Annotated in this window: 12 protein-coding genes; 7 read left to right on the top strand and 5 right to left on the bottom strand. The window is 34.2% G+C overall.

Annotated features, from left to right (window positions below):
• Positions 1-132: 132 nt before the first annotated feature.
• Complete coding sequence (locus tag H611_RS0108550) at positions 133-3,264, bottom strand: UvrD-helicase domain-containing protein (protein WP_027137970.1); 3,132 nt, start codon at positions 3,262-3,264, stop codon at positions 133-135.
• A gap of 127 nt (positions 3,265-3,391) precedes the next feature.
• On the opposite strand from H611_RS0108550, the gene H611_RS0108545 reads away from it, so the two are divergent.
• Positions 3,392-4,000 (top strand): superoxide dismutase, encoded by a 609-nt coding sequence (locus H611_RS0108545; RefSeq protein WP_027137969.1) that lies wholly within the window; start codon positions 3,392-3,394, stop codon positions 3,998-4,000.
• A 206-nt stretch (positions 4,001-4,206) separates the two neighbouring features.
• Complete coding sequence (locus H611_RS14760; protein ID WP_157515071.1) at positions 4,207-4,359, top strand: hypothetical protein; 153 nt, start codon at positions 4,207-4,209, stop codon at positions 4,357-4,359.
• 119 nt (positions 4,360-4,478) lie between these two features.
• Here H611_RS14760 and H611_RS0108530 read toward each other — a convergent pair whose 3' ends face one another.
• The 4 genes from H611_RS0108530 to purN all read right to left on the bottom strand — a co-directional run bounded on the left by H611_RS0108530 (position 4,479) and on the right by purN (position 8,645).
• Complete coding sequence (locus H611_RS0108530) at positions 4,479-6,377, bottom strand: amidophosphoribosyltransferase (RefSeq protein ID WP_027137968.1); 1,899 nt, start codon at positions 6,375-6,377, stop codon at positions 4,479-4,481.
• 84 nt (positions 6,378-6,461) lie between these two features.
• A complete protein-coding gene (locus tag H611_RS0108525) occupies positions 6,462-7,388 on the bottom strand; it encodes a PfkB family carbohydrate kinase (protein WP_027137967.1) in 927 nt (308 codons plus the stop codon).
• 56 nt (positions 7,389-7,444) lie between these two features.
• Positions 7,445-8,086, bottom strand: a complete 642-nt coding sequence (locus tag H611_RS0108520) for a ribonuclease H1 domain-containing protein (RefSeq protein WP_027137966.1) — start codon at positions 8,084-8,086, stop codon at positions 7,445-7,447.
• Positions 8,079-8,645, bottom strand: coding sequence for a phosphoribosylglycinamide formyltransferase (gene purN, locus H611_RS0108515; RefSeq protein WP_027137965.1), 567 nt, complete (start codon positions 8,643-8,645; stop codon positions 8,079-8,081). The genes H611_RS0108520 and purN overlap by 8 nt, the downstream gene beginning before the upstream one ends.
• 187 nt (positions 8,646-8,832) lie before the next feature.
• Between purN and H611_RS0108510 the strand changes: the two genes are divergently transcribed.
• The 5 genes from H611_RS0108510 (at position 8,833) to pyk (ending at position 13,120) form a co-directional block, all read left to right on the top strand.
• Positions 8,833-9,066, top strand: coding sequence for an acyl carrier protein (locus H611_RS0108510; RefSeq protein ID WP_008269813.1), 234 nt, complete (start codon positions 8,833-8,835; stop codon positions 9,064-9,066).
• Positions 9,067-9,079: 13 nt separating this feature from the next.
• Positions 9,080-10,330 (top strand): beta-ketoacyl-ACP synthase II, encoded by a 1,251-nt coding sequence (fabF, locus tag H611_RS0108505; protein WP_027137964.1) that lies wholly within the window; start codon positions 9,080-9,082, stop codon positions 10,328-10,330.
• 7 nt (positions 10,331-10,337) lie between these two features.
• The gene (rnc, locus tag H611_RS0108500) at positions 10,338-11,078 is read left to right on the top strand and encodes a ribonuclease III (RefSeq protein WP_027137963.1); all 741 of its coding nucleotides are present in this window, start codon (positions 10,338-10,340) and stop codon (positions 11,076-11,078) included.
• Between the two features lie 119 nt (positions 11,079-11,197).
• Positions 11,198-11,683: an IPExxxVDY family protein gene (locus tag H611_RS0108495; protein ID WP_027137962.1), complete on the top strand. Its 486-nt coding sequence runs from the start codon at positions 11,198-11,200 to the stop codon at positions 11,681-11,683.
• Positions 11,684-13,120, top strand: a complete 1,437-nt coding sequence (pyk, locus tag H611_RS0108490) for a pyruvate kinase (protein WP_027137961.1) — start codon at positions 11,684-11,686, stop codon at positions 13,118-13,120.
• The last annotated feature ends 42 nt before the right edge of the window (positions 13,121-13,162 follow it).

Raw genomic sequence — 13,162 nt, 5'->3', positions numbered from 1 at the left:
TTTGTTTGAAAAACAATATATTTAAGTCGGCAAATTTACATCTTTACAACTTTTCTGAAAGATGAATCATATTAATTCGACAAAATGACAATAATAACCGATAAAGTGAAATATTGTAACAATATGTAAGAATTAAGCTTCTGAAATTTGAATTGCGTCATTTGTGTATATCAGTATCTTTTTCAGGACTTTAAGGTTCATTTGTTCTAAAACGTCCTGATAGGATTGTAGCTGTTGAAAATGTTTTTTGTCTTGAAGTCCAGTTTTGAAATCGATTATTACAGCTTCATTATTTGAATTAATAACTAAACGGTCAGGTCGTAAAATAATGCCTTCATTGGTTATTATGTCTCGTTCATTAATGACAGTATGATGGTCGTTAAAATAATTTTCTAGCTTGGGATGTCTTACTATTTGTAGCATAATATCTTTTAAACTGTTTGCTTGATCTCCATTAATAGTTCCGTCAGAGATAAACTCGTGAATTGCCGAATCGATATCCTTTTCAGAAACAATTTTAGCCATTAGGTTATGTATTAAATTTCCTTTTTCAATAGCTTCTTCTTGGCTAGTATCCCATAGCATGCCAGATTTTGTTACTATGTTTATTTGGTGTGATTCTTTAGAAGTCGAAATAAATTCGTTTTGGAAAATGGTGTCACCTAGTTGTTTGGTTAAACCAGCTTCTTTTGGTGTTCCGAAACTATATTTAAATTGGGAGTTATTCCATAGGTCCAAATGCTGTAAATGGCTAATAAATAATCCGGAGTATCGATTGGTATTTACCTCCCCTTTAGTTGAAACATCCTTGTTAGAAATTATAAATAACTGCTCCGATGCACGGGTTAAAGCAACATACAGCAGATTGATGTTGTCTAATTCCTGTTCGGATTTATGCTTATTAAAAATGTCTGCCCCTGTAGTGTCGTATGCCTCAAAGTCTTTGTTAAAATTTAGTAACATATGTGAAAATCCCTGAAATTTTTCTGGAGGTATTGGGAACCATTCTTTCGGTTCAATTTCACGATATATATCCAAATCGGCATAAGGGAAAATAACCACTGGAAATTCCAGACCTTTAGATTTATGAATAGTCATAATTTGCACGGCATTTTGTCCCTGAGGAGATACAATACTTAAATTTTCTTTCTTCTTATTGAAATAGTCTAGAAAGGCTGGAATATCGGATCCGTTTTTATTTGTGAAATCTAATATAATATCTAAATAAAACTGGACATACGCGTTTGATTTTTCTATTAGATTAAAGGTTCTTACAATCGTTTCAGCCAAATCGTAAAGCGGTAATTGCAGTAGGTTAATACTTGGGATAAAGACATTAAATTCTTCTAAGCTTTTAAAGAGTTCTGATATTGATAAATTCAGGTGGTCAGTAAAAAAATCATGTTTGTTTGTTATATCTAAAAGCTGACAAAAATAGTTTAGAACTTTTATTTTTATTTCATTATTTTTTGGTTGAATTAAAAGTTCTAATACGCTATTGATAAATCCTACTTCCGGCGCATTGTACAATAGCAGTGTTTCTGAAGAAATAATAGGAATGTTATTGGTGCTTAAATATTTTGCTATGGCTACGCCTTCCTTTTTTTTACGTACTAAGACACAAATATCTTTGAGAGCATACCCTTGATCTAAGTTGGTTTGTATTGATTTTAACGCTTCTTCACAATATAAGGCATCGCGATCATCTTCACTTTTAATATCTAAAAAGGTTAATTCTACATACCCTTCTAAAGTCTTACTTATTTCTTGGCCTGACTTAACATAAAGTTCCTGATAGGTTTTATTAGAGAAAACTTCCGATGCCAAAAATTTAAAAAATGCGTTGTTAAACGATACCACTTGTTTAGAACTTCGGTAGTTTGTTGGAAGGTTTTCAATACTTTTTTCTGCTTGAAATGGATTATCATCGTTAAATAATTTTATAAACTGTTCCGCCTTACCGCCACGCCATCTGTAAATGGCTTGTTTTGCATCGCCAACTAACATGGTTGTACCGTTTTCAACCGATAGAGCATTGTCTAATAAAGGTATTAAATTTTGCCACTGCAATACCGAAGTGTCCTGAAATTCATCAATAAAATAATGTTTGAAATTTTCACCAATCCGTTCATAAATAAAAGGTGTTGGTTGATTGCTAATTTCTTTGCTAATAAGCGTATTAAACTCTGAAATGAGCATTTTATTCTGTTCAGATTTAATAGATGTCAGTTCATTATTTATAGCGTTAATTACCGACAAAGGTGTTATGTTTTTATATACCGCTCTTAAAAATTTTAAATTGTAAACTTCTCGTTTAACAATTTTATAGTAAAGTTCAATTTCCGGAAGTATGCTCTCAATACTATTAGCTATATCACTGTTTAATGATTTATTATAAATGCCTTTACGCTCGACTATGTTTTCTTCCAGTTTATTGTTGTATAAAGTGTCGAGATCTAATTTGGCTGCTTTTTTAAAATGGTTTGGTAAGGTGCTTCTTGAGAAGTTCGCATGTTCCAATCCGGTATTTTCAATTAAACTCAACACATCATTGGCGTTTTGTTTAATATGTTCTTCACTCGCTTTTATGTCTTTTCTCAGTTGATCTTTAAGAAGTTTAAAGTCGTTTAAGGTTTTGGCCTTTAGGGTTAATATATAAGGAATGTCATTTTCATTTAGTAGGAGTTTGGCGATTTTATTAAAATCGAAGGCAACATCCCAGCTTTTGTCTTCATCGGCTTTTTCAATGGCAAAATCTAAAAGAACCTTAGTAAGCGTTTTGTCTTTTCCAGCTTTGGAAATTAAACTGTCTACGGCTTCATTGATTAAGGATTCTTGGTCTAGTTCCACTTCGAAATTTAAAGGTAATTTTAAGTCGTAAGCAAAGGTTCGAATTAATTTATGGGTGAAACCATCAATGGTGGAAATATCAAACGCTGCATAATTATGCATAATAGTATTTAAAATCTGTTGTGATTTTTTATGAAGAACCTCAGGTGTAAAGTTTAATTCTTCACAAATAATTGCAAACATTCCTTCGGGGTGTTCTAAAATCTTTTCATCTGAAAAATGTTTTAGAGTATCTATAATCCGTTCTTTCATTTCGGCTACGGCCTTGTTGGTAAAGGTAATGGCTAAAATACGTTTAAAGGTGTCGTTACTTTTCGACTCGAATAAAATTTTTAGATATTCTTTAACCAGAGTAAATGTTTTACCACTGCCCGCCGAAGCATTGTAAATTGTAAATGAAGGGGTGCGAAACATAAAATGAAAATTTGCTTCCAAGATAAAAACTATCGATGATTTGATAGCTATTAATTATTTTTAATTGAATGGTATTATGCGTAAATTTGGAAAGAATTAAATATTAATTTTTTAAAATAAATAAATTATGGCTTTTGAATTACCAGAATTAGGATATGCTTATGATGCTTTAGAACCTCATATGGATGCTCGTACTATGGAGATACACCATACTAAACATCACCAAGGATATACTAATAACTTAAATAATGCAATTGAAGGAACTGACTTAGAGGGGAAATCTATTGAAGATATTCTTACTAATTTAGATATGAACAATGCTGCTGTTAGAAATAATGGAGGTGGATTTTATAATCACTCATTATTCTGGACAGTAATGAATCCAGAAGATAGAGGGTATTTATCCGGAGAACTAAAAGATGCAATCGAAGCAGCTTTTGGTTCTAAAGATGCGTTTGTGGAAGCTTTCAGTAAGGCAGCTGCAACACGTTTTGGGTCTGGATGGGCTTGGTTGTGTGTGCACGAAGGAGGTAAAGTAGATATTTGTTCTACACCTAATCAAGATAATCCATTAATGCCAGGTGTTGGTTGCGGAGGAACTCCTATTTTGGGTCTTGATGTTTGGGAGCATGCTTATTACTTAAACTATCAAAACCGTCGTCCAGATTATATTAAAGCCTTCTTTAATGTAGTAAACTGGAATGAAGCTGAAAGACGTTATGCTGCGGCTAAATAAGAGTTAAAATAATTTCATAGAATTAAGCGCCTAGTTTTGGGCGCTTTTTTTGTGCTTAACTCTAAGGTTTTTAAAGTGAAAAAGGTGAACGTTAGTTCACCTTTTTGCCCCAAATCTACCATAAACTTAACCTACTTATGTTATGGTTCTGCTAAAATATATTGAGAATTTATTTTGCTAAAATTTATTAGTTAAACGACTAATAAATGGGTTTAGAAGAAGGTTTTTTAGAAAATCGAGTAGATTTATTTAGTTCAGTTTATGCCATAAAAAAAGGCGAACAAGAGTTCACCTTTTTTTGCCCCAAATCTACCATGAACTTAACCTACTTATGTTATGGTGGCTCTAAATTACTCTAAATAAGAGTAATCCGGTTTTTTTTTAGATAAAATGCATTTATATTGGATGAAATGTAAATCCGAATTTTTTAAAATGCATTTAGTCTAATTTTTCTTATAGTTTATTGATATATTATCAATTAATAGGCTCGTTCGTTGTTGCCTTCGTAAAAATTAATGAATGCACGGTTTACAACGCGATTACCTCCGTTGGTTGGGTAGTTACCTGTAAAGTACCAATCACCCAGATGTTCTGGGCAGGCTTTATGTAGGTTTTCAACCGGTTGGAAAATAATTTTTACTTCTGCATTAATGTCTTCCGGACTTAATAATTCAGCAATTTTATCAGATATTTGTTCATCTGTAAACGGATCGTATATTTCTTTTACAAAGTTCTGTACGTGCTTATCGTCTAAATCGGTTTGCTCGATACATTTTTTGTATACTTCTTCAACTATGCCGTAATTACCAGCATCTTTTAATAATTCTAAAGCAGCTCTAAAAGCAATTAAGCTCTCTAAGTTTGCCATGTCGATACCGTAACAATCAGGGTATCTAATTTGTGGTGCTGAAGACACAACAACAATTCGTTTGGGCCCTAAGCGATCAAGCATTCTTAAAATACTTTTCTTTAGCGTTGTACCTCGAACAATACTATCGTCTATTATAACTAAATTGTCTTCAGGCTTAATTACACCATAAGTAATATCGTAAACGTGTGCCACTAAATCATCACGACTACTATCTTCAGTAATGAAGGTTCTTAATTTAGCGTCTTTAATTGCGATTTTTTCCACACGGATATGCTCCGATAAAATTTCTGTTACTTTTTCTGCGGATAAAGAACGTTGACCATCTAGTATGGCAGCTGTTTTTCTCTCGTTAAGGTGGGCCTCGGCTGTTTCTACCATCCCATAAAACGAAGTTTCAGCTGTGTTAGGAATAAATGAGAACACCGTATTTTTAGTGTCATTATTTATAGCTTGTAATACTTCAGGCATTACTAATTTACCAAGCATTTTACGTTCTTGGTAAATTTCAGCATCACTACCACGAGAGAAATATATGCGTTCGAAAGAACAAGATTTTCTTTCTAAAGGTTCTAATATTTGTTTAAATCTTACTTCGCCAGATTTTTTTGTTATAATAGCTTGTCCTGGTTTTAATTCTTGAACATCTTCAAATTTAACATTGAAAACCGTTTGAATAACTGGACGTTCTGAAGCAACTACAACAATCTCGTCGTCTTTATAATAGTATGCCGGACGAATACCCGCAGGGTCTCTTAAGACAAAAGAATCTCCATGACCAATCAGACCGGCCATAGCATAACCGCCATCCCAGTTTTTAGCAGCTCTTCTTAAAATTTTAGCAACTTTAAGGCGTTCGGCAATAAGAGGAGAAGCTTCACGCTTGTTATAGCCTTCTTTTTTTAGGTCTTTGTAAATTTTGCTTACTGCATCATCTAAGAAATGACCAATCTTTTCCATGATAGTTATGGTGTCGGTATATTCTTTTGGGTGCTGACCTAACTCAATTAAATTTCCGAATAATTCCTTAACATTAGTCATGTTAAAGTTTCCGGCCATAATTAAGTTTCTGTGCATCCAGTTGTTTTGTCTTAAAAATGGGTGTACACTTTCCACACTATTTTTACCAAAGGTTCCATAACGCACATGTCCTAATAATACTTCTCCTATATATGGAATGTTTTTTTTCTGTAAAGCAACATTATCGGTATATTCTGGATGCTCGGTTAATTCCTTGTTTATTCTGTCGTTTATTTGGGCAAAAATGTCTTGTATAGGCTGTTGAGCAATTGAGCGAACTCTACTTATATAACGTTCTCCAGGATTAGTATTTAATTTAATACTAGCAAAACCAGCGCCGTCTTGTCCACGGTTGTGCTGTTTTTCCATCATTAAATACATTTTGTTTACACCGTAGAATGCACTGCCGTATTTTTCTTTATAATATTCTAAGGGTTTTAAAAGCCTAATCATGGCTATACCACATTCGTGTTTTAAAGCGTCGCTCATTTCTCTAGATTATATTATGTTTTAAGGCTATTTCGGAAATAATTATGTTAAATTAAAAACGCACTCTTTTACGAGCGCGCTGTGTTATGTTAATTCTATTTCAAATTGCGTTAATTGTTTAAACTGCATTAGTCTTTTATGGACCTCGCTATTCGATAAATCCTGCATGCGTTCCGTTCCAAACTTCTCAACACAAAAGGAAGCTAAGGTAGAACCATAAATAACAGCATTTTTCATATTCTCAAATGAGTAATCTTCGGTTTTTGCAAGATAACCTGCAAATCCTCCTGCGAAGGTGTCTCCTGCTCCTGTTGGGTCAAAAACTTCTTCTAAAGGCAATGCCGGTGCATAAAAGATGTTTTCTTCATGGAATAAAAGAGCACCGTGTTCTCCTTTTTTAATTACCACATATTTAGGTCCCATTTCATAAATTTTTCGAGCCGCAACTACTAACGAGTATTCGCCGGTTAATTGTCGGGCTTCTTCATCATTTATGGTAATTACGTCAATTTTTTTAATCACGTTCAGCAAATCATCTAGAGCACAGTCCATCCAAAAATTCATGGTGTCTAAAATTACCAATTTTGGTTTTTGTGCCATTTGTTCTAATACGCTTAATTGGACGAGCGGATGTAAGTTTCCTAACATAACCACATCGGAATCCTTGTAATCTTCAGGTACAACCGGATTAAAATCGGCTAAAGTATTCAATTCTGTAACTAGGGTGTCGCGTGTGTTCATATCATTATGGTAACGACCACTCCAAAAGAATGTTTTTCCGTCTTTTACAACTTCAATACCGGAAATGTCAATCTTTTTATTCGATAGTAAATCTAAATAGGTTTGTGGAAAATCTCCACCTACAACGGATACGGCAGTAGCATCAACATTAAAATGTGAAGCCGAAAGTCCAATAAAAGTGGCTGCTCCACCAAGGATTTTGTCGGTTTTTCCGAAAGGTGTTTCAATAGCGTCAAAAGCTACAGTACCTACAATGACTAATTTACCCATAAAGGTTTGCTAAAATTTTGTGCAAATATACGTGTTTTAAATACTAAATACCACATTTATTTTCGACCAAAATCTGCCGGAATTTCTCCCCAAGCTTTGGTTTCCCATTTCACTATAACGGTTTTATAGGTATTGGTTTTTAGCCAATTAACGGCTTTGTCTACCAGTTCGAAAAGTTTTTCGTTTTTAATGTTGCGTTCGAGTTTCGTGTTACAGGTTTTACGTTTTACCCAGCTAATAGCAGTTTTGGAATCGGTATAAATAATACGGTTGCTGTTGTGTTTTTTTAAGAAGGCTAATCCGTGTACTATAGCAAGAAACTCACCAATATTATTAGTGCCTTCCTCAAAAGGACCCTGAATGAATAATTGTTTTTTGGTTTTTGTATCTACGCCGCGATATTCCATAATGCCTGGGTTGCCACTAGAAGCAGCATCTACGGCAATGGAATTGTAATTGGGTTGTCCTATTTTTTTTAATTGTTCTTCAGATAAAGAACTTTGGAACACTTTTTTCTTCCCTATGTAATCTTTGTAATTGCCATCTAATGCTTTTTTCGCGGCATCGAAAGTTTCGAACGATTTATATTGTGCGCCTTCATAGTTGTTAATTTGAGCTTTACAGTCGTTCCAAGAATCAAAAACACCAACTTTGTGACCTTTCCAAACGGTGTAATATTTTTTCTTTTTTTTACTCATCTAATAATTTGTCAACCACTTTAGGAAAATGTTCCATTTCTAATTCGTGAATCTTTGCAGCTACATCGTCGGCTGTGTCAGTAGGAGTAACATCACAACTCGCTTGAAAAATGATAGCTCCTTCATCGTAATGTTCGTTTACGTAGTGAATGGTAATGCCTGTTTTGGGTTCCTTATTTTCAACGACAGCATTATGTACATGCATGCCGTACATGCCTTTGCCTCCATAATTAGGTAATAACGCCGGGTGTACATTAATTACTTTATTAGGGAATTCGTTTAAAATAAATTCCGGGAATTTCCATAAAAAACCAGCAAGTATGATTAAGTCAGGTTCTGTAGCACGTAATATATTAAGGACATCATCTGTTTCTGTAAGGGCTATTTTGTTGAATGAAAGGGCACTAACTTTTAGTTTTTTTGCGCGATCTAAAACTTTTGCCTTTGGATTATTCGTAAGAATCTGTACTACAGAAGCCTTTTCGCTATTTTGAAAAAACTTAATTAGATTTTCGGCATTTGTGCCTCCTCCCGATGCAAAAATTACAATGCGCTTCATGTTGTACTATATAAAAGGTTGTGAATATGCAGCAAAAAAAAGAATAATTATTAACAATTAATAGGTAAAATTTAAATACTTGAAACTTATTTAGTAATTTACAATCACATTTTTATAACAAACGTGTGTTTTAAAAATAAAGTTTTTTATTTTTGCCAACTAAATTAAAACTTAAAATTAAAAGATTATGTCAGACATTGCATCAAGAGTAAAAGCGATTATCGTAGACAAATTAGGAGTTGATGAAAACGAAGTTGTTACTGAAGCGAGCTTCACAAACGATTTAGGAGCAGACTCTTTAGATACTGTAGAATTAATCATGGAATTCGAAAAAGAATTCGATATTCAAATTCCAGACGATCAAGCAGAGAACATCGCTACAGTTGGTCAAGCTATATCATACATAGAAGAAGCAAAATAAGCCAGTTTACTTTATGGAATTAAAGCGAGTTGTAGTCACAGGATTGGGCGCTTTAACACCGATTGGGAATACCAAAGATTCATATTGGGAAGCCTTAATTAGTGGTAAAAGTGGTGCTGCGCCTATAACCTATTTTGATACCGAAAAGTTTAAAACGAAGTTTGCGTGTGAGTTAAAAGACTTTAAAGCCACAGACTTTATAGACCGAAAACTTGCTGGTAGAATGGATAGATTTACGCAGTATGCAATGGTTGCTTCAGATGAAGCAATTGCGGATGCAAATTTAGATCTAGACGCTATTAACAAGTTAAGAGTAGGTGTTATATGGGGAGCTGGTATTGGAGGTTTGGAAACATTTCAAGACGAAGTTTTAAACTTTGCAAAAGGAGATGGTACCCCAAGATTCAATCCGTTCTTTATTCCTAAAATGATAGCAGATATTGCTCCTGGTAACATTTCCATTAAACATGGATTCATGGGACCTAACTATACCACAGTTTCGGCTTGTGCTTCTTCAGCTAATGCTATGTTCGATGCATTAAACTCTATACGTTTAGGACATTGTGATGTAGTTGTTACAGGGGGAAGTGAAGCAGCTGTTACTATTGCTGGTATGGGTGGTTTCAATGCTATGCACGCTTTATCGACAAGAAACGAAAGTCCGGAAACGGCCTCTCGTCCATTTGATGGTTCTAGAGATGGTTTTGTACTTGGTGAAGGAGCAGGCGCTCTGGTTCTTGAAGAATATGAGCATGCAAAAGCTAGAGGAGCAAGAATTTATGCTGAGTTTATAGGTGGAGGTTTATCTTCTGATGCTTACCACATGACGGCGCCACACCCAGAAGGGAAAGGTGTTGTTGCTGTAATGAAGAATTGTTTAGAAAACGCAGGCTTAAACCCTGAAGATGTAGATCATATCAATACTCATGGTACTTCTACACCACTGGGAGATGTCGCAGAACTTAAAGCAATTTCTGAAGTTTTTGGTGACCACGCAAAGCATATAAATATTAATTCAACAAAATCGATGACTGGTCACTTATTAGGTGCGGCAGGAGCTATAGAAGCTATATCGGTTATATTGGCCATGGAGAACGGCATCGTACCTCCAACAATTAACCATACTACTGTAGATGAAAATATCGATCCTGAGTTAAATTTAACTTTAAACAAGGCGCAAAAGCGAGATATTAAAATAGCAATGAGTAATACATTTGGATTTGGCGGACATAACGCTTGTGTATTATTCAAGAAATTAGACTAAATCCCGAATGAAAAACATTCGTAACATATTAAATTCCCGTTTCAAACGTAACGGGAATTTTTTTGTGCAGTTAACTAACATTCTTGGTTTCAGACCGAAATCTGAAAAAGTTTATAGAAAAGCTTTTACCCATCGTTCTATGAATATTAAGGATAGTAAGGGAAATGCTATTAATTATGAACGGCTCGAGTTTTTAGGAGACGCCATGCTGGGCTCTGTAATTGCTTCTCATTTATATCTTGAAGTGCCAAGCGGCGATGAAGGTTATCTAACTAAAATGCGTTCTAAGGTTGTAAGTAGAGAGCATCTCAATGAATTAGGTAAGGAGCTGAATCTGATAGATTTAGTTGAAAGTAAAATTCCCCCAGGGCAGTTCGGAGATAATATTCATGGTAATTTATTTGAAGCTTTAGTTGGAGCCATTTTTTTAGATCGCGGTTATAAATTTTGCGAAAAATTTATTTATAAGCGTGTTATTATTCCTTATGTTGATATCGAAAAATTAGAGGGTAAAGTAATCAGCTATAAAAGTTTACTTATAGAGTGGTGCCAAAAGGAGAAAAAAACTTTTAGCTATAATGTTTATGAGGATACTGGAAATGATGATGTTAGGCATTTTTCTGTCAAACTTTCCATTGATAATAAAGTGGTTGCTAAAGCCAGAGCAACCTCAAAAAAGAAGGCCGAAGAAAAAGCTTCAAAACGCGCCTTTTATGCCTTTCAGAATAAAATATCAAAAATGATATAAAAATGTTAAATTTATATCAATTAACTACAACGTTTGAGTTGTTTTTGTTATTAAGATTAACATAAACTTATTAAAACTGATAGTTTTATATATTATATTTACGTCGTATAATATAAGTTATGGCTGTTCACAAACTTATTCTAGACGATGTTTTCGATGAAGTTTTATACACTTTAATAGCAATTCATTGCTCGGTTGAAGATTTTCGCTTAGCGTATCTTTTAAACAAACATTTAGGCATAAGTCTTTCTAGAAGGACGTCCGATATAGAATTTAGTTTAGTAGGGTCGACATATTCAATTTTCGAGTGGGAAGATTGTCGGGAATTAACAACTTGGAGTTTGGTTTCTAACGTTTGTAAAACAGAAGTTTTTCAACAGCGTGGAAACAAATCATTATTCGATACTCCGGAGCGTATCATTCAAACAAACCATTTGATACCTGAATATAAAAGGGTGAGCTATTTTTTAAAAATAGATAGTGAATACAGTGTGAGTAAAGAAAAAATTATTTTAAATAATATTTTAAAAATTCCTCAAGTTGTCACAGCTTTTAGTGTTGATAGCAGTCAATTGAAATCAAAAGATAATTTAATTTTTAACTAAATGTCAATTAGAAAGAAAACGAAAATAGTAGCAACGTTAGGGCCGGCTTCCAGTACTAAGGAAGTGTTGAAAGGAATGTTGGATGAGGGAGTTAATGTATTTAGAATTAACTTCTCGCATGCCGATTACAATGATGTGGCAGAACGTATTAAAATGATACGTGAGTTGAATGAAGAATTTGGATACAATGCTGCTATATTAGCCGATTTACAAGGACCTAAATTACGTGTAGGCGTAATGAAGGAAGAAGTTGTTGTAAATCCTGGTGATGAAATTATCTTCGCCACTGGTGAGCGTTTCGAAGGAACTAAGGAGCGTGTTTACATGACTTATGATAGATTTCCACAAGATGCAAAGCCAGGAGAACGTATTCTTTTAGATGACGGAAAGTTAATTTTTGAGGTTGTTTCTACAGATAAGAAGGCTGAAGTAAAAGCCAAGGTTATTCAAGGAGGTCCTTTAAAATCTAAAAAAGGAGTAAACCTGCCAAATACAAATATTTCGCAGCCTGCTTTAACCGAAAAAGATATTGAAGATGCTATTTTCGCTATTAGTCAGGAAGTAGATTGGATTGCATTATCGTTTGTTCGTCATGCAGAAGATTTAATGCAATTACGAGAATTAATTGATAAGCATAGTGATTATAGAATTCCTATTGTGGCTAAAATTGAAAAGCCGGAAGCCGTAACAAATATTGATAAAATTGTATCTAATTGTGATGGTTTAATGGTAGCTCGAGGTGATTTAGGTGTTGAAGTTCCTGCACAGGAAGTACCGCTTATTCAAAAGCAATTAGTATTAAGAGCGAAGAAAGCACGTATCCCTGTAATTATAGCCACCCAGATGATGGAGACTATGATTTCTAGTTTAACTCCTACAAGAGCCGAAGTAAATGATGTAGCTAACTCGGTTATGGATGGTGCCGATGCTGTAATGCTATCTGGAGAAACCTCAGTTGGTAGTTATCCGGTTCAGGTAATTAAACAAATGGCGGCTATTTTGAAGAGTGTTGAAGATTCACCTTTAATTAAGGTGCCGCAAATGCCACCTCATATTAGAACCAAACGTTATATAACAAAATCAATTTGTTACCACGCCGCAATAATGGCAAATGAAATTGATGCGAAAGCAATATCTACTTTAACAAATAGTGGTTATACAGCATTTCAAATTTCTGCATGGAGGCCTTCGTGTAATATTTTAGTGTTCACTTCTAATAAACGAATCTTAACACAGTTAAGTTTGTTATGGGGTGTAAAGGCTTTTTATTATGATAAATTTGTCTCAACAGACCAAACAGTTGGTGATATCAATAGAATTGCTAAAAAGAATGATTATGTAGCCAAAGGAGATATGGTAATTAGTTTAGCATCTATGCCAATTGCAGAAAAAGGTATGGTAAATACCCTTCGAGTAAGAGAAATTGCAAACGATTAGTAGTCGTTGTTTAATATAATTTAAGCGTTATTTAATTTTTAA

This window comes from Gaetbulibacter saemankumensis DSM 17032, from assembly GCF_000425645.1.
Taxonomy (GTDB): domain Bacteria; phylum Bacteroidota; class Bacteroidia; order Flavobacteriales; family Flavobacteriaceae; genus Gaetbulibacter; species Gaetbulibacter saemankumensis.
This window is presented reverse-complemented; position numbering and strand designations above follow the sequence as displayed.